This window comes from Fulvivirga sedimenti, from assembly GCF_020328055.1.
This window is the reverse complement of the sequence record NZ_JAIXNE010000001.1, coordinates 156453-177945: the sequence shown is the minus strand read 5'-3', so window position 1 is coordinate 177945 and position 21493 is coordinate 156453. Positions and strand designations below refer to the sequence as shown.

19 protein-coding genes are annotated in these 21493 nt (G+C 45.7%); 8 read left to right on the top strand and 11 right to left on the bottom strand.

From position 1 onward, the window contains the following. Positions 1-64 precede the first annotated feature (64 nt). Positions 65-1057, top strand: coding sequence for a quinone oxidoreductase family protein (locus tag LDX50_RS00715; RefSeq protein WP_225696485.1), 993 nt, complete (start codon positions 65-67; stop codon positions 1055-1057). 83 nt (positions 1058-1140) lie between these two features. Here LDX50_RS00715 and LDX50_RS00710 read toward each other — a convergent pair whose 3' ends face one another. Next, positions 1141-1464, bottom strand: a complete 324-nt coding sequence (locus LDX50_RS00710) for a tetratricopeptide repeat protein (protein ID WP_225696484.1) — start codon at positions 1462-1464, stop codon at positions 1141-1143. 89 nt (positions 1465-1553) lie between these two features. Between LDX50_RS00710 and LDX50_RS00705 the strand changes: the two genes are divergently transcribed. Genes LDX50_RS00705 through LDX50_RS00690 form a run of 4 tightly spaced genes read left to right on the top strand, consistent with a single transcriptional unit; the run spans position 1554 to position 5262 of the window. Next, positions 1554-2291 (top strand): electron transfer flavoprotein subunit beta/FixA family protein, encoded by a 738-nt coding sequence (locus LDX50_RS00705; protein WP_225696483.1) that lies wholly within the window; start codon positions 1554-1556, stop codon positions 2289-2291. Positions 2292-2335: 44 nt separating this feature from the next. Further along, positions 2336-3295, top strand: a complete 960-nt coding sequence (locus LDX50_RS00700; RefSeq protein WP_225696482.1) for an electron transfer flavoprotein subunit alpha/FixB family protein — start codon at positions 2336-2338, stop codon at positions 3293-3295. A gap of 5 nt (positions 3296-3300) precedes the next feature. After that, positions 3301-3900, top strand: a complete 600-nt coding sequence (locus LDX50_RS00695; RefSeq protein WP_225696481.1) for a bifunctional nuclease family protein — start codon at positions 3301-3303, stop codon at positions 3898-3900. Between the two features lie 48 nt (positions 3901-3948). Beyond that, positions 3949-5262: a NupC/NupG family nucleoside CNT transporter gene (locus LDX50_RS00690; protein ID WP_225696480.1), complete on the top strand. Its 1314-nt coding sequence runs from the start codon at positions 3949-3951 to the stop codon at positions 5260-5262. A 599-nt stretch (positions 5263-5861) separates the two neighbouring features. On the opposite strand, the gene pckA is transcribed toward LDX50_RS00690, so the two are convergent. Next, the gene (gene pckA, locus LDX50_RS00685; protein ID WP_225696479.1) at positions 5862-7490 is read right to left on the bottom strand and encodes a phosphoenolpyruvate carboxykinase (ATP); all 1629 of its coding nucleotides are present in this window, start codon (positions 7488-7490) and stop codon (positions 5862-5864) included. A gap of 181 nt (positions 7491-7671) precedes the next feature. On the opposite strand from pckA, the gene LDX50_RS00680 reads away from it, so the two are divergent. Next, the gene (locus tag LDX50_RS00680; protein WP_225696478.1) at positions 7672-9618 is read left to right on the top strand and encodes an OPT family oligopeptide transporter; all 1947 of its coding nucleotides are present in this window, start codon (positions 7672-7674) and stop codon (positions 9616-9618) included. Positions 9619-9629: 11 nt separating this feature from the next. Next, complete coding sequence (locus LDX50_RS00675) at positions 9630-11132, top strand: peptide MFS transporter (RefSeq protein WP_225696477.1); 1503 nt, start codon at positions 9630-9632, stop codon at positions 11130-11132. Positions 11133-11205: 73 nt separating this feature from the next. Here LDX50_RS00675 and groL read toward each other — a convergent pair whose 3' ends face one another. Then, positions 11206-12834: a chaperonin GroEL gene (gene groL / locus LDX50_RS00670; protein WP_225696476.1), complete on the bottom strand. Its 1629-nt coding sequence runs from the start codon at positions 12832-12834 to the stop codon at positions 11206-11208. Positions 12835-12878: 44 nt separating this feature from the next. Further along, a complete protein-coding gene (gene groES / locus LDX50_RS00665; protein ID WP_225696475.1) occupies positions 12879-13157 on the bottom strand; it encodes a co-chaperone GroES in 279 nt (92 codons plus the stop codon). Between the two features lie 233 nt (positions 13158-13390). Here groES and LDX50_RS00660 point away from each other — a divergent pair, with 233 nt between their 5' ends. After that, positions 13391-14107: a hypothetical protein gene (locus tag LDX50_RS00660; protein WP_225696474.1), complete on the top strand. Its 717-nt coding sequence runs from the start codon at positions 13391-13393 to the stop codon at positions 14105-14107. A gap of 52 nt (positions 14108-14159) precedes the next feature. Here LDX50_RS00660 and secG read toward each other — a convergent pair whose 3' ends face one another. The 7 genes from secG to LDX50_RS00625 form a co-directional block, all read right to left on the bottom strand. Continuing rightward, entirely contained in the window at positions 14160-14537 is a 378-nt protein-coding gene (gene secG / locus LDX50_RS00655) for a preprotein translocase subunit SecG (RefSeq protein WP_225696473.1), read from the bottom strand. Positions 14538-14544: 7 nt separating this feature from the next. After that, positions 14545-15948, bottom strand: a complete 1404-nt coding sequence (locus LDX50_RS00650) for a hypothetical protein (RefSeq protein WP_225696472.1) — start codon at positions 15946-15948, stop codon at positions 14545-14547. A 57-nt stretch (positions 15949-16005) separates the two neighbouring features. Continuing rightward, positions 16006-16530, bottom strand: a complete 525-nt coding sequence (locus tag LDX50_RS00645) for an LptE family protein (RefSeq protein WP_225696471.1) — start codon at positions 16528-16530, stop codon at positions 16006-16008. Continuing rightward, positions 16511-17785, bottom strand: coding sequence for a sigma-54 interaction domain-containing protein (locus LDX50_RS00640; protein WP_225696470.1), 1275 nt, complete (start codon positions 17783-17785; stop codon positions 16511-16513). Before LDX50_RS00640 ends, LDX50_RS00645 begins: the two co-directional genes overlap by 20 nt. After that, positions 17785-19254, bottom strand: a complete 1470-nt coding sequence (gene miaB, locus LDX50_RS00635; RefSeq protein ID WP_225696469.1) for a tRNA (N6-isopentenyl adenosine(37)-C2)-methylthiotransferase MiaB — start codon at positions 19252-19254, stop codon at positions 17785-17787. The genes LDX50_RS00640 and miaB overlap by 1 nt, the downstream gene beginning before the upstream one ends. Positions 19255-19320: 66 nt before the next feature. Beyond that, a complete protein-coding gene (locus tag LDX50_RS00630; RefSeq protein ID WP_225696468.1) occupies positions 19321-20643 on the bottom strand; it encodes an anthranilate synthase component I family protein in 1323 nt (440 codons plus the stop codon). 68 nt (positions 20644-20711) lie between these two features. Continuing rightward, positions 20712-21467 (bottom strand): YceI family protein, encoded by a 756-nt coding sequence (locus LDX50_RS00625; RefSeq protein ID WP_225696467.1) that lies wholly within the window; start codon positions 21465-21467, stop codon positions 20712-20714. Positions 21468-21493 lie beyond the last annotated feature (26 nt).

Genomic DNA, 21493 nt, shown 5'->3' with positions numbered 1-21493 from the left:
GTTAAATGCGTGAAGAACATACATCTATGCCGGTAAATAGCCGGCTTTTTTTATATTTAGTTGTATGAAAGCACTGCAACTTATCTCCCCGGGGAAAATATCAATTGTTGATGTTGAAACCCCTGTTCCTGTGGCTGGCCAGGTGCTGGTAAAGCTTCAGGCTGCATCACTTAATAAAAGGGATCAGTTCATTCGTGAAGGTAAATATCCCAATTTGAAATTTCCGTCTGTTCTTGGATCCGATGGGGCAGGTGTCGTGGAGTCGGTAGGACCTGATGTCGATACATCCTGGAAAGGCAGGGAAGTTATTATTAATCCGAATCAGGGGTGGGGCAATAATCCCGACGTTCAGGACCGATCCTATGCCATACTTGGAATGCCGGATAATGGAACCCTGGCGGAATATGTGGTGGTTAATGCCGACCGCCTGGCGGAGAAGCCAGCCCACCTTTCTGCTGAACAGGCAGCAGCATTACCCCTGGGCGCCCTCACCGCCTATCGTGCCTGCTTCCGCCATGGCAGGATCAAGCCAAATGAAAACGTATTGATCTCCGGTTTCGGAGGGGGAGTGGCGCAGTTTGCTTTTCAGTTTGCAATGGTAGCCGGAGCCAATGTCTATGTTACATCCGGTAGTGCAGACAAGAGGAAAATGGCTATCAGCCTGGGTGCTTCCGGCGCGTTCGATTATAAAGAAAAAGACTGGTATAAAAATCCATGGCAAACCAAGGGTGGTTTCGATGTGGTCATCGACTCTGCGGGAGGCGAACAGATCAATCATTTTCTTAAGATCATGAGACCCGCCGGAAGAATTGTATTCTATGGCGCGACCAATGGATTGCCTGCATCACTCGACCTGTACCGGATGTTCTGGAACCAGCTCACACTGCAGGGTTCCACCATGGGTAATGACGAGGAATTTATGGATATGGTCCGGTTTGTTACCGAACATAAAATTGAGCCGGTCATCGATTCGGTACGTCCGTTTGATGAAGTTTTGTCGGCCCTGGATGATATGTCGGCCAATCGAAAGGTGGGTAAGCTGATATTAAAATTTTAATTTAACTAATCATATCTAAGTATTCTGATTTTTAATTATTTATATAATCAAATACTAAATATATTAGTAGTCCGGATCCTTGATTATCCTACTTCAAATTGAAAGTTCAGGTATGCATTCTCCAATTCACGGAGCGTGTTTGCATCCTTCAGTTTTCGGGCAAGATTGATCCCATTCTCAAAGGAAGATCGCGCTTCACTTTCATAGCCCATTGACCAATAAAGCTGGGCAGCGTGGTAGTAAGCCGGCAGGTAATCGGGGTGATCCTTCAGCAGAACGTTAAAAATATTCCGGGCTATTTCAGGCATTTCATCCACATGTTCGAGAGCAAGTGCATAGTGCAAAAACGGGTCATCGGGGGAATCGGCGATGAGGGTTTTGAGTTGTTCAATTCGATTGGAATTCATTAATCATTCAATTTTTATTTGGGTCATTATTGCTTATCTTCACGGCGAAATATCAGGTGTAAATTAACAATAATTTCAGACCATAATTCATGAAAATACTTGTTTGTATAACCCACGTTCCGGATACTACTTCCCGGATTTCCTTTACAGATAATAATACCAAATTTGATTCGAACGGCGTGCAGTTTATCATTGGACCCTATGATGATTACGCACTGGCTCGTGCTGTTGAACTGAAAGAAGCCCATGGTGGTTCGATAACAGTGCTCAATGTAGGTGGAAGTGAAACAGAACCTACCATTCGCAAAGCGCTGGCCATTGGTGCTGATGATGCCATTCGTGTGAACGCCGATCCGGTTGATTCACTTTTTGTGGCAAAGCAGATTGCTGAAGTTGCGCGCGACAAAGGCTATGACCTCATTCTGATGGGGCGTGAGTCGATTGATTTCAACGGAGGTATGGTGCACGGTATGGTTGGGGAGTTACTCGGCATCCCGTCGATTTCCCCGGTAATGACACTTGATATCGATGGTGATCAGGCACACATGGCCCGGGAAATTGAGGGTGGTAAGGAAAAGCTTACCGTTAAAATGCCATTTGTGGCAGGTTGTCAGGAGCCCATTGCAGAATGGAAGATTCCGAACATGAGAGGAATTATGTCGGCCCGCACAAAACCACTGAATGTAGTGGAACCGGCAGATGATGAGAAAGGTACCACCCTGAAACAGTTTGAATTACCCCCGGCAAAAGGTTCGGTAAAAATGATCGATGCCGACAACGTTGGGGAACTTGTTCAATTGTTGAAAAATGAAGCGAAGGTATTATAGTATCCATTAATTGTAATTGAATTTAATCGAATAATAATAACGGTATGGCTGTTTTAGTTTTTGTAGAAACTGCAGAAGGAACAATAAAAAAATCATCTTTAGAAGCGGTAGCATATGGCGCTGCCATGTCGTCTGGCGGTGTTACAGCACTCGCCATCGGCACAGAGGTTGATGACACTGCGCTGGCTGGTCTTGGAAACTATGGAGCGACCAAGGTCCTGCATGTAAAGGATGAGCGCCTCAATAAGGGTATCATTCAGGCCTATGCAGAGGTTATTAGCCAGGCGATGAAAGACGAAGGGGCTGAAGTTCTGGTACTCGCTAATTCATCACTGGGCAATCCCGTTTCTGCACGGGTGGCTATTCGCTCGAACGCGAGCCTTGTGAGCAATGTGACGGAGCTTCCCGACACATCCTCCGGATTTACCGTTAAACGCAGTATCTATACCGGGAAAGCATTCGCTGTCGTTAACCTCACACAGGAAAAAAAGATTCTGGCCATTCGTAAAAATGCGATTGAGTTGAAGGAGACAGGTGGATCCGCGGCTGTGGAAGCCTATAACGTGTCAGTTCCGGAAAGCGCATTTGCCGCAGTGATTACGGATACGGAGAAAGCCACTGGTGAAGTGTTACTACCGGAAGCAGAGATTGTGGTATCCGGAGGACGCGGTCTCAAGGGGCCTGAAAACTGGGGTATGATAGAAGACCTGGCTCACGAACTGGGTGCAGCCACCGGTTGCAGCAAGCCTGTTTCAGATATGGGATGGAGACCCCATCACGAGCACGTAGGACAAACCGGAGTAAAGGTAAGTCCGCAATTATATGTGGCAGTTGGTATTTCCGGGGCAATTCAGCATCTTGCAGGCGTAAATTCCTCGAAGAATATCGTAGTGATCAACAAGGATCCGGAGGCGCCATTTTTCAAGGCAGCAGATTACGGAATAGTGGGCGATGCATTTGAGGTGGTTCCTAAATTGACAGAAGCAATCAAAGCAGCAAAATAGCAGGCGTGGATAAAATTAAGTTAGAAATACTCGGGCTCTCTTCAAGCCAGTCTCAGGCTGGTTCCTTTGCACTTGTGCTCGGGGAAGAACAGGGAAACCGCAGACTGCCCATCATAATCGGTATGTTTGAGGCACAGGCCATCGCAATCGAAATTGAAAAAATTATTCCGAACCGGCCCATGACGCATGACCTGTTTAAATCATTTGCACACAGCTTTCATTACAAAGTTCTTGAAATAGTGATTTCAGACCTTAAGGAAGGCGTTTTCTTCGCAAAGATCGTATGTTCCAATGGAGAGGAAAATATTGAAATTGATGCAAGACCATCCGATGCCATTGCCATTGGCTTACGTTTTGAAGCGCCTATTTATACGTATGAAACAATTCTTGCCGAGGCGGGTATTGTGTTGAGCGATGAGGCAGAGGATGATATAGCTGAAATTAAAACGGAAATAAAGTCATCGTCGAAAGGTAAGCGCGAAGATCCTGAAGATTTGAAAAATTATCCGATGGACAAACTCAATGATATGTTATCGGATGCGATCGAAAAGGAAGATTACGAGCGTGCCGCCAAAATAAGGGATGAACTCAGCCGCCGAAATTAGGCGTACACAATTCACAGGTCTTTGCAATAAAGACCTTTTTTAACGATTATGGATTATTTAAGGGGGTTATTGGGGCTACTCATTCTCACATTTGTAGCCTTCATGTTTTCACGGAATAAAAAGCAGATCGACTGGCGACTGGTGGGTATTGGAATCCTCCTTCAAATCGTTATAGCTCTCCTGATAACCAAGGTCGACACGGTGGCCATCGGCTTCAACTGGGTAAGTTCCAAGTTCGTGACCTTTCTGAATTTCTCGCTCGACGGTGCCGAATTTCTCTATGGTCAGCTTGCCAGAAACAGTGATGCAATGCCGGATATTCGTCATAATCTCGGTTTCCTTTTTGTGTTTCAGGCGTTGCCTACTGTCATTTTCTTTTCTTCGGTAACGGCCGGACTCTATTACCTGGGCGTATTGCAAAAAATTGTCTATGGTTTTGCGTGGATCATGATGAAAACCATGCGCCTCTCCGGTGCGGAGAGTCTTTCCGCAGCCGGAAATATCTTCCTGGGACAAACCGAAGCTCCGTTACTGGTTAAGCCTTTCATTTCAAAAATGACCAATTCTGAGTTATTGTGTCTGATGACCGGGGGAATGGCAACCATTGCCGGGAGTGTGCTGGGCGCATATGTCTCCTTCCTGGGAGGTGGGGATCCACAGGAACAATCCCGGTTCGCAGCCTATTTGCTCAGTGCCTCCATCATGAATGCACCGGCCGCCATTGTGATGTCAAAGATATTCCTGCCGGAATTATATCCCGATGATGTCGACAAGGAAATGAAGGTATCACGTGATTCGGTAGGTGTAAATGTGATCGATGCACTCGCTCGCGGAGCTTCCGACGGAGTGCGTCTGGCATTGAATATTGCCGGTATGCTGCTGGCTTTTATTGCGATCATTTATGCGCTCAACTGGATCCTGGTGGATGGTTTCGGTGAAATTTTCGGATTGAATTCCTTCGTGGTTGAAAGCACCGGGGGAGTTTTTCAGGGGTTTTCGCTTGAATACATTCTCGGCCAGGTCTTCCGTGTTTTTGCCTTTGTGATGGGTGTGGACTGGCAGGAAACCATCAGTGTGGGCAGTTTGTTGGGTCAGAAAATTGTAATCAATGAATTTGTTGCCTACCTGAGCCTGGCGGAAATGAAGGAAGCTGGTGTATTGAGCGGTAAGGCTATTGTAATAGCAACCTATGCCCTGTGCGGATTTGCCAATTTCAGTTCTATAGCCATTCAGATAGGCGGAATAGGCGTTATGGCGCCTAATCGCCAGGGTGACCTTTCCCGCCTGGGAATCCGTGCCCTTTTTGCCGCAACCCTTGCCACGATGATGACAGCCACCATCGCCGGAGCGTTGTTCGGATAAGATGATCTGTGCAAACCAAATATCGGTCTGAAAGTGGTCAAAAAGGTGAATTAATACTAAACAGTAATGATTTTATGCGACCGCCCGCTTCCGCAGGGGTCGTACTAATTGATCGTTGGATACCTCACCTATGTGACCCACGCTAACGCATGGGTCCTCGTTACGAGAAAATCCCAGTAAAGCACAGCAGTTTGAAATCACCAATATTTGCTTTATGCCGAAGCACACGACCACCAGTTAAAATGTCGGTCGCACCGGAAATGACTGCAATACGACACGACCCCTATACAGCCCGGATGGTCACACAGGTGAGAAAATGATCGCGATACAGAACGACCTCTGCGATAGCGGTTGGTCGCATATGTGAGACAGATCGCATTTGTTCATCCGACCCCTGCGGTAGCGGGTGGTCGCATATGTGAGACAGATCGCATTTGTTCATCCGACCCCTGCGGTAGCGGGTGGTCGCAGATGTGAGACAGATCGCATTTGTTCATCCGACCCCTGCGATAGCGGGTGATCGCACAGGTGAGAACCGATCGCAAACAAAATGACCCCAGCATATGCAGGGGTCATAAAGTCAAAATTGGATGATCTGCCTAGGTTGTCTTCAGGTATTTTTCCTTCAGCAACGGTGATGCAGCCATGATTTCCTCGTTGGCAAAGTCCGCATACTTCTCAAAATTCTTGTTGAATTTTTCAGCTAAAACATTGGCCATGGTATAGTATCCCTCATCGTCCTGCCAGGTTTCCCTCGGGCTTAGAACGCTTGAAGGTACGTCCGGACATGTATGAGGAATTTCAACATGGAACATGGAATGTTTGTGATAACCCACATTATCAAGGGTTCCATTCAAGGCGGCGGTGATCATCGCGCGTGTATAAGAAAGTTTCATTCGGGATCCTTTGCCATACGGACCGCCAGTCCACCCGGTATTCACCAGCCAAACCCGAACATCATGGCGCATCATTTTTTCACCCAGCATTTCAGCATATTTTGTGGGGTGCAATGGCATGAACGGTGCGCCAAAACAGGCACTGAAAACGGCCTGTGGCTCCGTAACACCTGCTTCTGTTCCAGCTACTTTTGCCGTGTAGCCAGAAATGAAGTGATACATTGCCTGGCCTTTGGTGAGCCGTGAAATAGGAGGCAAGACACCATAGGCATCACAGGTAAGAAAGAAAATATTCTTGGGGTGACCGCCGACAGATGGCTCCACCGCATTTTTAATGTGATTAATAGGGTAGGAGGTACGCGTGTTTTCGGTTACCTCGGTGTTGGTATAATCAACCGTACGTAACCCGGGATAGAATCGGGTGTTTTCCACGATTGCTCCGAATTTAATAGCATCCCAGATTTCAGGCTCCTTTTCGCGGGTAAGATCAATGGTTTTGGCGTAACAACCTCCTTCGAAGTTGAAAACATTTTTATCAGTCCATCCATGCTCATCATCCCCGATCAGTCCGCGGTTCGGGTCTGCCGATAGAGTTGTCTTACCTGTTCCCGACAGGCCGAAGAAGATAGCCGTATCATGTTTTTTATGACCAATATTTGCAGAACAGTGCATTGAAAGCACATTTTTATCATGAGGAAGCATGAAGTTAAGCACAGAAAAAATGCCTTTTTTCATTTCTCCTGCATAGGCTGTTCCGCCGATAAGTATCATACGCTCTGTGAAGTTCACAATAGCGAAATTATCCTGCCGTGTCCCGTCAACTGTCGGATCTGCTTTAAAATCCGGATCACAAATGATGGTAAAGTTTGGCTCAAATTTTTCAAGCTTATAACGGCTGGGGCGCAGGAACATATTGAAGCAAAAGAGATTCTGCCAGGCATATGTATTAATCACCCGTAGCTTCAGTCTGTAATGCTTGTCGGCACCTGCATAGGCGTCACGAACGTATAAATCCTTTCCGGCCAGATTACGGATCATCTTATCCTTTATCTGATCAAAATGTGTCTGGTCAATCGGAATATTAATATCACCCCACCATACCGCATCACTGGTAATTGCATCTTTAACAATAAAACGATCTTTTGGGGAGCGACCGGTGAATTTTCCCGTATCGCACATCAGTGCACCTGTATCGGTAAGTACCCCTTCGTTTCTTTCAAGCGCTTTTTCGATCAATTCAGGAGGTGTGAGATTCCAATACACGTTACCGGCATCGGTAATGCCGTAAATATCCAGCCCTTTGGCCTTGGATTTAAGTCCAAACTCTTGCATAGGTAAATTTTACGATTTTCAGGTTGATTTTATGCGTTAAAATTAGCCAATATTTTCGTGAAAACACCAATCTGGTAATATTTCAATCGTTTGCGGAAATGTAATTTGTAAATCAGTCAAAGTGGTGTTAGATTTAGCCTTTTGGATTCCTGATGATTTGAAAAGTTATCATTGCATTTGAATGAAAGAAGACAACAGGCCCCACATTGGTCCGGATATCAAATTGCCCGAAACAACCTTAAAAGCTGTTCTTCTTGGTGTTCTGCTTTCCGCTATTCTGGCGGGAGCTAATGCATATCTTGGCTTATTTGCCGGCATGACTGTTTCGGCCTCCATCCCGGCGGCAGTTATTTCCATGGCCATTCTGAAGCTTTTCCGAAAGCATAATATTCTTGAGAACAATGCTGTTCAGACTGCTGCCTCGGCAGGAGAGTCTCTGGCTGCGGGTGTCATTTTCACTTTCCCTGCGCTGGTACTGATGGGATACTGGCAGGAATTCAACTATCTGGAAACCGCTCTGATTGCCCTTTCAGGTGGTATCCTGGGTGTGTTTTTCACGATTCCACTTCGCAAGGCGCTTATAATTGATATGAAACTCAAATTTCCGGAGGGAATCGCTACTTCCGAAGTTTTGAAAACCGGAGAGGCAGGGGGAAAGGCAATCTGGTTACTCGTTTTCGGAGGTTTATTTGGTGCTGTGATCAAATTTGCAGAAGCGGGCCTGAAAGTTTGGGACGGTATATTTGCGAAAGCCATCCTCACAAAGAATAATCTGCTGGCCAGCTTCAGCCTTAACTTATCCCCGGCGCTGATTTCAGTTGGCTATATCGTGGGTGTTAAAATTTCAGTTGTCATTTTCATTGGTGGCGTTATCAGCTGGTGGATCGGAATACCGGCCTATGTTTATTATTTTGGAAATCCGGACGGGTTATCCCCGGTTGATCTTGGCTATTCATTATGGAGCTCTCAAATACGGTTTCTCGGTGTTGGCGCCATGGTTGTTGGTGGTCTTTGGGCATTGATCAACTTGCGGAAGACGTTAACATTTGCCCTTCGTACCGGACTTAGATCATTTCGCGAAGTTCCCGATGGTACAGAACTTCGAACGGATAAGGATACCCCGATGAAATGGGTGATTCTGGGTATAGGAGCCATGATTGTACCCATCTTCATTATATATTTGCGGGAGATTCATGATGTTGGAATTACTATCCTGATGTCGGGCATCATGATTATTGCCGGATTTCTTTTTGCTTCTGTTGCTGGCTATATGGCTGGTTTGGTGGGAAGTTCCAATAATCCCATATCAGGTGTAACAATCGCTACTATTCTTACTTCTGCACTGATCTTGCTTGCGTTGATGGGTGAAGATGCGACTGGCGGTCCCGTCGCAGCCATCATGATCGGCTCTGTGGTCGCTTGTGCCGCCGCCATTGCGGGTGACAATATGCAGGACCTCAAAGCCGGATATATTCTGGGCGCCACACCTTTTCGCCAGCAGATGATGCAGCTTACCGGTGTTGTGGCGGCAGCCCTTGCACTCCCGTTGGTATTGGACCTGCTGAATACCGGATACGGATTCGGTCCCAAGACTCCTGAAAATCCCGACTCACTTACCGCGCCCCAGGCTACGCTGATGCAAAGTGTGGCAGAAGGGGTCTTTGGAGGGAATCTTCCGTGGAATATGGTATATATCGGAATGGCGATCGGTGTTGCCGTTATTATTATTGATAAAGTGCTTGAAGCAAGAAATTCTGAATTCAGAATTCCAGTGCTGGCATTAGCAGTTGGTCTGTACCTTCCGTTTGAACTCGACAGTGCCATAATGCTTGGAGGTCTGATGTCATGGATCATTTCCCTTCGGCGGTCTTCTATCAGCGTGCCTGATTTAAAGGCGGCACGTCAGCGTAGTGATCAGGCGGGTCTTTTGTTTGCATCCGGACTGATAACGGGAGAAGCATTGATTGGAATTGTACTGGCGATCCCTGTAGCTATTTATGGCAGTAGTGATGTTTTGGCGATCACGAATGGCGAAATGCCCAGCTGGCCCGGGATCCTGGTAATTATATTGGTTTGCCTGTTCCTGATGCGTCTGGCCATCAGGGCTTATAATGTGAAAGAAAAATAATATAGAAATTTATGGAGAATTCTGGATCACAATCAACTTTCTTTGGACACCCCAGGGGTCTGGCGACCCTGTTCTTTACCGAGATGTGGGAACGCTTCAGCTATTATGGGATGCGAGCTATCCTCATCCTGTTCATGACCACAGAGGCTGCGCAGCAGGGGCTTGGTATGGATAATGTGGAAGCGGGTGCGATATATGGCCTTTATACAGCAGCTGTGTATTTGCTGACACTCCCCGGCGGGTGGATTGCGGATAACGTGATCGGCCAGCGCAAAGCCATTTGGTACGGTGGTATTCTCATTATGATCGGCCATGCGTTGCTGGCGATTCCGGGAAATAAGGGCATATTTATCGCCGGACTGGCTTTCGTTGCTACCGGTACAGGGTTCCTTAAACCCAATATCAGCTCAATCGTGGGCGACTTGTATCCGGAAGGTGGCGCACGCCGGGATGCGGGATTTTCTGTGTTCTACATGGGGATCAACCTCGGTTCGTTTCTGGGACAGACACTTGTAAGTCTTTTTGCCACCTGGAACTGGCATTATGGCTTCGGACTCGCAGCGATCGGTATGCTTTTCGGTTTAATTCAGTACAGGCTTACTGCTGACAAACACCTGGGCTCTATAGGTATTCAGGCGAAAGCCAAAGAAGACCGTATCGAAAAAAACAAAGCAAAAACAAGCCCTGTATTTGCCATTGCTACTCTCATTGGATCGATTGCCTTATTATTGATTGCTCAGTTTGCCGGTTGGGTTGACCTGACCTCTGCAGAGGGCGTGGCATTGTCGATGGCTTATATCATCCCCGGAATTACCTTTATTTATCTTCTCTATATTATCGTGGCAGGTGACATCACTGTACCGGAGAAAAAGCAGGTATTCGTGATCTTCGTCCTGTTTCTCGGGGCCGCATGTTTTTGGGCTGGATTTGAACAGGCCGGATCTACGCTCAATTTGTTTGCCAATGATTATACTGACCGGATTTTATTGGGATATGAAATTCCTCCCGGCTGGCTTCAAAACTTCAACCCATTCTTCATCATAATACTGGCACCCATTTTTGGCGCTTTATGGATCAAGCTGGCCGCTAAAAATTTGAATCCGAGTACACCGCTCAAATTTGGTTTCGGACTCGTTTTAATGGGGCTGGGCTTCCTGGTAATGGTATTTGCTGCAAAAGCTGCCGCAGTGGCCTCAGGTGGTGCGAGCATGACCTTCCTGATACTTACCTATTTTCTACACTCATCGGGTGAACTAACCCTTAGTCCGGTAGGATTGAGCGCAACAACGAAACTGGCACCCAAGGCGTATTCCGGTCAGATGATGGGTATCTGGTTTGTAGCCACGTCTGTTGGTAACCTGATTGCCGGATTGTACGCGGGAGGTTTTGATTCGGAAGATGTGACTCAACTGCCCGATCTTTTTATGTCGGTCGTTTGGCTGGGAGTAGGAGCAGGACTAACATTTATCGTAATCTCGGGATTACTCCGAAAATGGATGGGTAATGTGCACTAATGAAGGCAATGTCATGAACAAAAAAAGGCTTCGGAATACCCGAAGCCTTTTTTAATGATATTAAATGATTCAATTACATCATTCCGGGCATTCCGCCTCCACCGTGCATTGGTGCTGCTTTTTCCTCTTCAGGAATATCAGCTACAACCGCTTCGGTAGTGAGCAGTAAGCCTGCGATAGAGGATGCATTCTCAAGTGCAAGACGTGTAACTTTAGTAGGGTCAATAACACCTGAAGCAATCATGTTTTCATATTGATTGTTTCTTGCATTGAAACCAAAGTCCTTTTTGCCTTCCTTAACTTTCTGTACAATCACAGAACCTTCCATTCCGGCGTTCTCAACGATAGTTCTCAACGGAGACTCAAGCGCCAGTCGAACGATGTTTACACCAGTTGCCTGGTCTTCGTTTTCTACCTTCACTTTGTCAAGCGCTTCGATTGCACGTATCAATGCAACACCACCACCTGCAACGACACCTTCCTGAACGGCCGCACGTGTTGCATGCAGAGCATCATCCACACGGTCTTTCTTCTCTTTCATCTCAACTTCTGTAGCGGCTCCGATGTAAAGGATAGCCACACCGCCTGAAAGTTTGGCTAGACGCTCCTGAAGTTTTTCGCGATCGTAATCGGAAGTTGTATTTTCAATTTGCGTCTTGATCTGGTTGATACGGGCAGTGATATCACTCTTCTTACCTGCACCATTCACGATGGTTGTATTGTCTTTATCGATATTGATTTTCTCAGCTGTTCCGAGATAGTCAAGCGTTGCACTTTCAAGTTTGTATCCGCGCTCTTCACTGATTACAACACCACCTGTAAGGATAGCGATGTCTTCCAGCATTGCTTTTCTGCGATCACCAAAGCCAGGAGCTTTTACTGCTGCAATTTTCAATGCGCCACGGATCTTGTTTACAACCAGAGTTGCCAGTGCCTCACCATCCACATCTTCAGAAATGATCACCAGCGGCTTGCCGGTCTGAGCTGCTGCTTCGAGAATTGGAAGCAGTTCTTTCATTGCAGAGATCTTCTTGTCGTAGATCAGGATATAAGGGTTATCAAGTTCCGCTTCCATCTTATCAGGATTGGTCACGAAGTAAGGTGACAAATAACCACGGTCGAACTGCATACCTTCAACAGTTTTTACTTCTGTCTCGGTTCCTTTTGCCTCTTCAACAGTGATCACACCATCCTTACCAACTTTATCCATGGCACTTGCGATCATATTACCGATCTCAGTGTCGTTGTTGGCAGAGATTGTTGCAACCTGAGCGATCTCACTCGCATCCTTGATCTTTTTAGATTGTTTCTGAAGGTTTTCAACAACTGCAGTAACTGCTTTGTCGATACCTCTTTTCAAATCCATTGGGTTTGCTCCGGCAGCCACGTTCTTGATACCGTGTGCAAAGATGGACTGTGCCAGTACAGTTGCAGTAGTTGTTCCGTCTCCTGCGTCATCAGCAGTTTTTGAAGCAACTTCTTTCACGAGCTGAGCACCCATGTTTTCAACCGGATCTTCCAGCTCAATGTCCTTTGCAACAGAAACACCATCTTTAGTTACTGTTGGTGCTCCGAATTTCTTGTCAAGTATCACGTTGCGGCCTTTCGGACCTAATGTTACTTTCACTGCATCAGCGAGAATATCCACCCCTTTTTTCAGGCGTTCCCGTGCAGTTGTGTCAAATAAAATTTCCTTAGCCATAATTGATTAGCAATTTTGTGTTCTAATATGATTTGATTGGATTGTTAGAGAATAGCAAAAATATCCGATTCACGCATGATCAGATATTCCTTCCCTTCATAAGTTATTTCTGTACCGGCATACTTACCATACAGTACTTCATCACCCTCTTTTACAGTGAGTGGTTCATCCTTTTTGCCGGTTCCGACAGCCACAATACGTCCTCTTTGAGGCTTTTCTTTTGCGGTATCAGGAATAATGATTCCCGAAGCTGTTTTTTCTTCAGCGGCAGCAGATTCTACCAGAACTCTGTCTGCTAAAGGCTTGATCTTAACTTTAGACATTTGCGTATACGTTTAAAAGTTTAGTATTCAAAAAGTTCATGTGTCCTTAAACACCTTTTGTGCCAACCTCGCAAAAGCATACCCTTCAGGACATAATTACAGGCTCATACATGTTTCGTCATAGAGATTCCCGTCTTTGTGACAATTTTTCATTTTTTCATACATGGCAAAATGTCAGCCTTGTCAGTATGCTGTCAGTTATGTATATTCCTAGAATAATTTTTTAACCTGCTATGAAAAAACTGGACGACAATTGGCTCACAGCCGGCTGGGTTGATTTTGAATACAAGAAGTACCTGATGCTGGCCTATCTTCAGGAAGTGAAAGGTGCGTTTCAGAAAATGGAGTTGTATCCGTCTCTCGGAGACCTTGTGAGGCACTTCAATAATCTCCAAAAGATACGTGGGAATAAAGATTTTATTCAGGAGAATTTCCCGGATAAGCTTGATGGAATCGATGCAAGAAACCTGAGACTTCAGTACAAGAAAATGGTTGAAGATGATGAAGTAATGGCGGCAATCGAGGAGATCATTGCTTTTGCTTATCCCAAACTGAAAGAGGCACTCGATGAGGGCAAGGAGATTTATGAATTCGTTGAGGATAATTGTGAATTGTCGCCCATCGGAGTGATGCCGCTGTATGCGAATGAAGGATATTTTTTCGTGTCAATGGATAGGGACGATACGGTCTATATTCACCAATACCAGATTACCATTTTTGAGCATATCAACGAGAAGATGCGTGGTATTCACTCAACTTTGGTCAATAAAGTAACAAGAGGGGTAGGGGAAACATTTGAGTCGATCAAGAAAGGTCTGATTGCTACCAGGAAAACGCTGCCGAATCCTGCTACATTTCTCCTGTATTCAAAATTGAGCGTTCCTGGTGAACCGACCCTTGTTCCGGTTGCGCGCAGAATGCTCGTTCGGTACGTCACACATAATTCATAAAAAAACCCGGCCTTACGATAAAGCCGGGTTTTCAATATGGTTGGGTGAGCTGTTAATTCAGCGAGTCACCTGATAATTCATTCGATAGATCTGTGGTTCCATCAGCATCTGTTCCGTCGAGACCTTCCAGATTTAAAGCGGGTGGAGCGATATTCTGTTCATTCGCACGCTCACGCAGCACGTCGGTGGTTTCTGCAGTATTTCCAATCAAAAAGCTTGAACTTACAACCAACACAAAGACAGTTACAATCAAACCCCAGGTTAGATTTTCCAGCAAGTCGCCGGTTTTCTTAACACCGATCATATTGCTGGCACCTGATCCGCCAAACTGACTCGACAATCCTCCTCCCTTAGAGTTTTGCGCGAGGATCACCAACACGAGTAAAACACATGATAGGATCACTAAACTTAAAATAACTGTAAATAACATCCGCTGCCTATTTATTCAATTCTTCAATTCGAGCTGCAAAGTAAGCCTTTTTTTGAGGAAACTTCCAAATTAATTTTTTATAAATCTCGATTGCTTTCTGCTTCTTGCCCTGATTCAGTAATATCTGTGCCAGGTTTTCACTCACCAGGTCTTCACGGAGTTTTGTGCTGTCGATCGACAGGTCTTCCTGGTTATAGGTCAGTTCTGCCGGGCGTTGAGCCAGGCTTGGTTCTTTCCGGATAAATTCATCTATAATCTTCCGTTGCTTTTTAAGCTTTGGATGCTCTTTGAGGAAGAGGTTATCCGTTATTACCGTTTTTTTTTTACTGCCCTTGTCGGCGTCACTTTCTTTCTTATCGGAAGAGGCCGTTTTTCGGGTAGTGGTTTTAGCTGCACCTGATTTTCGCGTGGTATTTCCTGTGGCACGTTTTGCCCGCGTGGAAGCGGTTTTCCTTGTGGAGGTTGACTTTGCAGCTGTGCTTTTTGCAGCAGGGGATTTGGCGGCCGTCGATTTAGCTGCGGATGATTTTGCAGCAGTCTTCGGAGCAGGTGATTTTTTTGCAGCAGCGGGGGTTTTCTGAGCCCCAGCCGTTTTAGCCGTTTTAGCCGTTGATTTTGTTTTGGAGGCTGCTGGCTTTTTAGCAGCTGCCTTTGATACGGGAGTAGTTGCTTTTTTTGCAGATGCAGTACTACGTTTTGCGGTGGTCGATACTGTTTTTTTTGCGGCAGCAGTGGTGGACTTGGCTGCAGTACCGGATTTTCTCGTTGTTGTAGCAGCTTTTTTCGTGGCAGCGGTTGCTGCTGAAGTGCTGGTTTTTTTGGCGGCCGTTGTGCTCTTCTTTACACTCGCTGTTTTTTTAGCTGCAGTTGCCGTGCTTGCTCCGGTAGATTTTTTTGGTGTTGAAGCTGACTTGCGTGTTGAAGTGGCTGATTTGGCCGTTGTTTTTTTAGCTGAAGTGGTGCCGGAGGTTTTTTTAGTCGTTGCCCTGGCTGATGATGTGCTCTTGGTTTTAGATGTTTTCGCGGTAGTGGCTGCTTTTTTTCGCGCACTTGCAGGCTTCGTTTCTGCATCTTTTGTCTGGTCTGCAAACGCCGCCTTCTGTTTCTTGAGTGCCTCGAGGTCACTCATCAGATTTTCCTTGTTGCCTTCTTCTTTCAAAGGGGCCGGTTGAGCAGATTGTTTCTTTGCCATAAGCTCACGTAGCACCGACCGGTCTGTGGTGTACATGGCAGCATAATTCAGTACTTCCCTGGATTTATCCGTACCGGCATCCTGATGTGCCTTGGCCAATAGGACATGAATTACCTGAGAATAAGGATATTCAGCTGCCAATTCTTCCAGCTTCTTTCGGTCTGCGGCAGACACATCGTGGATGTTACCCACGATCTTGTTGAATTTTTGTTTGCTCAAAGCAAGATGGATTGATGAAAAATAGTTGCTCGTTAAGGGTTAAAAATATGGTAAAAATTACCAATTGGCAACCGAGGCATTGAATATATCCAAAATAATTTGGTCGTATATTTCTTCAATCAGCTGATTTTCAATGGCGGTAAGATTTTCATCGCTGTCAAAATCAGAGAAAAATGAAAAGTTTTTATTTTCAAAATTGAACTGATCGTTGTTCTCATTTATGTAGGAAACCTGTACCGTAATGGTTAAACGTGTTAGTGCCGAGAGGTCACCAAATTCATTCTGATTGCCTGCCTGAGGGGAAACCGGTGTAAGGCGATATCCTGTGATCACTCCTTCCAGCAGAAGTTCGCCACCTTCAGGGATCAGGGTCAGATTAGTGTTTCGCTGATAATAATCTTTAATTTTATTACTGAAAGTTTGTGCCAGATCCGGGGGTCCGTTATCAGCTTCATTGATAAAATCGCGGATCGACAGTGTTTCAGCATCTATGGAAACACCTGTAAAGCTATATACGCCGCATCCCGCTATATAGAACATGGCGGCCAGTAACAGGGATAGACTACATATCCTCAAGCTCATATTGTTTGATCTTACGGTACAAAGTACGTTCAGAGATCCCCAAATCCTGTGCCGCATATTTACGCTTATTATTATTTTTCTTCAAAGCCCGGATGATCAGCTCCTTTTCCTTCTTTTCAAGGCTCAAAGATTCATCCTCCATTTCATGGGAAATATCCTGAATCTCATCGGTATTTTCTTCGAAGTCATTGTCGGATGAACTTTCAAGATTCAAAAGGACCGGAACAGGAGCGGGGACGGGTTGCGGTGTTGCTTCCTCATCGATGTCATCAAAAAGATCGCTGTGTTCCTTAATGATCTGATGCTTCGAATCGTCATTCTCTATGGCTTCCAGTACAAATTTCTTTAATTCGGTCATGTCCTTTTTCATATCGAAAAGAACCTTATAGAGCAGGTCGCGCTCAGAGAACGACTGATCTGACTGTTCGTGACCCTTGTAAAGCGCAGGTAGGGGTGAAATTGGTGCCGGTAAAAATCGTTTCAGGGTATCGGCATCAATGAGCTTATTTTCAGTGGAAAGAACACTGATCTGTTCCACCAGATTCTTTAACTGACGTATGTTGCCTGGAAAACGGTATTTGAGCAAAATGTCCCTGGCATCCTCGGTAAGGGTGATGGGTTTAACACGATATTTCTCGGCAAAATCTGTTGCGAACTTTCTGAAAAGCAAATCAATATCCTCGCCACGATCGCGCAACGGCGGAACATAAATAGGCACGGTACTCAGCCGGTAATACAGGTCTTCCCTGAATTTTCCTTTCTCGACATTTTCCAGCAGATTGATGTTGGTAGCCGCCACAACACGTACATCCGTCTTTTGTACCTTGGATGATCCTACCTTAATGAATTCACCATTTTCCAACACGCGAAGCAGCCTTGCCTGTGTGCCCAATGGCATTTCACCGATTTCGTCCAAAAAGATAGTGCCGCCATTGGTCACCTCAAAGTATCCTTTCCGGGATTCATGTGCTCCTGTAAAGGATCCTTTCTCGTGGCCAAATAATTCGGAATCAATAGTACCTTCAGGGATGGAGCCACAGTTGATCGCAATAAACTGGTTGTGTTTTCTTGGGCTCAAATGGTGGATGATCTTTGAAAAAGATTCCTTCCCACTGCCACTTTCACCTGTGATGAGCACCGACATATCGGTTGGCGCCACCTGAGCGGCAACCCGAATTGCATTATTCAGCAATGGAGAATTCCCAATGATGCCAAAGCGAAGCTTTATCTGCTGAAGTTCCGTATCGTCAATCATTATATTCCGGTTTGGTTTACGACCTCTCCAAGCAACGTGGCTGCCGTACATTCCTTAATAAGGACCTCCACATATTCACCTTTCTTGTGATTACCCCGGGGAAAAACCACCACTTTGTTGGCCGAATTTCGTCCTTGTAACTGCTCATTTGAGCGTTTGCTGAAACCCTCAATTAAAACCTGCTGAATTTTACCGACATCGCGGCGGTTACGTTCCAGTGAATGCTGTTGCTGGCGACTGATAATCTCACTGAGCCTTCTCTTCTTAACCTCGAGCGGAATATCATCCTCGTATTTCTTTGCGGCCAGGGTACCCGGACGTTCACTGTAATAGAACATATACGAGAAATCATACTTCACATAGTCCATGAGTGATAGGGTCTCCTGGTGCTCTTCTTCAGTCTCAGAACAGAATCCGGCAATCATGTCTGATGAAATACCGCAGTCCTCACCAATGATCCGGCGGATGGCATCTACCCGGTTCATATACCAATCACGGTCGTAAGTGCGATTCATAAGTTCAAGCACACGGCTGCTTCCACTCTGGGCCGGCAGGTGAATATAATTGCAAATATTGTCATATCGGGCAATAGTCTCCAGTACCTGATCTGTAATGTCTTTTGGATGTGATGTGCTGAAACGTACGCGCAATGCCGGATTTACCTTTGCTACCATTTCGAGTAGTTGTGCAAAGTTGATCACCTCTTCAACTTCCGACTTTTCCAGTCTTGCTTTATTGTTCTCTTCTGAAGACCATTTGTATGAGTCAACATTTTGCCCCAGCAGCGTAACTTCACGGTATCCGCTTTCGAAAAGTGCTTCTGCTTCCTTCACGATGGAAAAAGGGTCTCTGCTTCGTTCACGGCCGCGGGTAAAAGGCACCACACAAAATGAACACATATTGTCGCAGCCACGCATAATTGAGATAAAAGCTGTAACACCATTTGAATTCAGACGCACCGGATTGATGTCGGCATAGGTTTCTTCCCTGGAAAGGAACGTGTTTACACCCTTTTGCCCAATTTCGGCGTTCTCTACAAGTTTTGGCAGGTCACGGTAGGCGTCGGGTCCGACCACCAGGTCAACGATCTTTTCTTCTTCAAGCAATTTGCTCTTGAGCCGTTCTGCCATACAGCCGAGTACCCCGATGATCATCTCGGGCCGTTTCTCCTTTACATGATTAAATTGCACCAACCGGTTGCGAACAGTCTGTTCTGCTTTTTCGCGGATGGAACAGGTATTCAGGAAGACAACATCCGCCTCGTCAAAATTTGAAGTCGTATCAAATCCGTGATCCTTCAGAATCGATGAAACAATCTCGCTGTCGGAGAAATTCATCTGACATCCATAGCTCTCAATATATAATTTACGTTCCTTGCCTGTTCGTTCGGTTGCAGAAATATGCACCGTCTCACAGGCTTCCGTATCCTTGGAGTCGAGAATATCCAGATCGTTAATCAATTTTTGCATTTCAATACCTTTTCGAGGTGCAAAGGTACATTTTACGCCGAAAAAAGTGACATTATGTCAGTATTTTTATTTGGTCAGATCGGGCATTTGGATGCCGCACTCAGAGAGCACATCCAGGATGGCACGGGCTTTCAGAAGACATTCCTCATATTCCTGTTCGGGATTGGAGTCGTAGGTGATTGCGCTGCCTACTGAAAAGCTAAGACGATTCATTTGGCTGTTATAGGCCAGACTCCGAATTACAACATTCAGGTCGAAATCACCTTCTGGTGTAAAAAATCCGGCAGCTCCCGAATAAATTCCCCGTTTGGCGGATTCATATTGTTCGATGAGTTCCATTACTTTCACCTTGGGTGCTCCGGTCATGCTGCCCATCGGGAATGCATTCATGATGACATCAGCGATGTGAGTATCCGGGCGAAGGTCTGCGGTAACACTGGAGATCATCTGGTGCAAATGTCGGAATGAATAAATACCAAAAAGTTCAGGAACTTTAACTGAACCTGTAATGGCACTTTTCGAAAGGTCATTCCGAACGAGGTCCACAATCATCATATTTTCAGCACGTTCCTTTTCAGAATTATATAACTCCTGGCGTACCTGCGAGTCGGCCTCTGGGTCTTCCTTGCGGCGGGCTGTTCCCTTGATGGGTTGCGACAATAACACATCCCCATTTTTTCTCAGGAACCTTTCTGGCGACGCGCAGATAAGGTAATGATCTTTAAAGCGGCCAAAGCATGAAAAGGGTGTTGGAGATTGCCGCAGAAGCGACTGATACAATTCAAATGGATTCAGGTTAACATCGCTCAGACCAAAATCAATACAATAGTTCATTTCATACATATCCCCGTTCAGGATATGTTCCCGGATATGTTCTACGTTTTTTAAATAGGTTTCCCGCTTTACTGATCTGATGAGGCGGGCGGTGCCTGACTTGTTCGGAGGATTGTTGAGTGCCGTTGATGAAATATTTTGCAACAGCGTTTCTGCGGATGTATCGCTAATAAGCCGGACCGTTGAATCTTCAAAGATCAGTATGTGTTCCGGTTCAAAAAAACACATATCGGGAAATTTGGTGAAATCGTCATGCATACTTTGGAGTCTTTCGATTTCATTTTTCAAATCATATCCAAAATATCCACAAAGCCAGGTCTTGTTCAAATCACGATCAGATTTCAGGGAGGTGAAGGCAGTTCCCTGGCTAAATTCAACGCCTCGTTTGTTGCCTGCCATGATCATTTTCGGGAATGCGCCCATGGGGTAGGGTATTTCATTACCATTGAAAATCATGCAGTAGTCAAACCTGCTGCCCCACGCTTGCGCCCGTCCCCAGAAATCAGCTCCGGTATCCTTCAGGAGAATGGTTTTTTCAGCAGCTTTCGTACTCATGGGCTAAAGATAAATAAAAAGGGGAACCGAAAACGGTTCCCCCTTCAACCTGAATAATGAATTATTGATTACATAGAAGCCATTTCATTGCTGGCTGCTGCTGTGACCTCAAATCCAATGTTTACAGTATTGTAGATAAATTTGTCCTTTGCCTTATCCAGTGCACTGGCTTCGTCACCGTACATCAGTCCCCAATTGGTCCGGTCGATGTTGAATTTGGCTTTTGCTGAGATTTGTCCGTTTTCCATTGAAACGTTTGCAGGGAAGCTCACTGCCAATGTTTTTCCACGCATAGTAAGGTTACCGGTGATCGTATGTGTAGGTTCCTCCACCATGTTCTCCTTGTTTGTTGCAGGAGTAAATTCAGTTTCGAACTCTTCCTTTTCAACGATTTCCTGACTGCCGTCAAACGGCTCCACTGAAGTGATTTCAAAAGTGGCTGTAGGATGATTCTCTGCGTCAAAGAAATCAGCTGATTTCAGGTGACCGACAAGTTTTGCCTGTGAATCAGGATCTCCTGCAAGGTCCTCGTTCTGAATGTCTGTTACACTCATTACGATTTTACCACCTTCAATCTGTCCGTCACGTACGGCGATCGAACCTTCGGTGATTGGAAGCCAGCCATTGTGCTTGCCAGCAGGCTTTGACCCTATCCAGCTAATGGTGCTGTTGTCTGTGTTGATGGCAAAAGAAGTAGCTTCAGACGAAACTTCTGCAACTTCCTGAGCGTCGGTAACCTCTGCATCTGTGCCTTCCGGCTTGCCTGAACAAGCCGCTGTCATGCCAACGATAAATACAAATGCTAAAAATTTTAAAGATTTCATGTTTACGATAATTAAGTTTTTAAGTC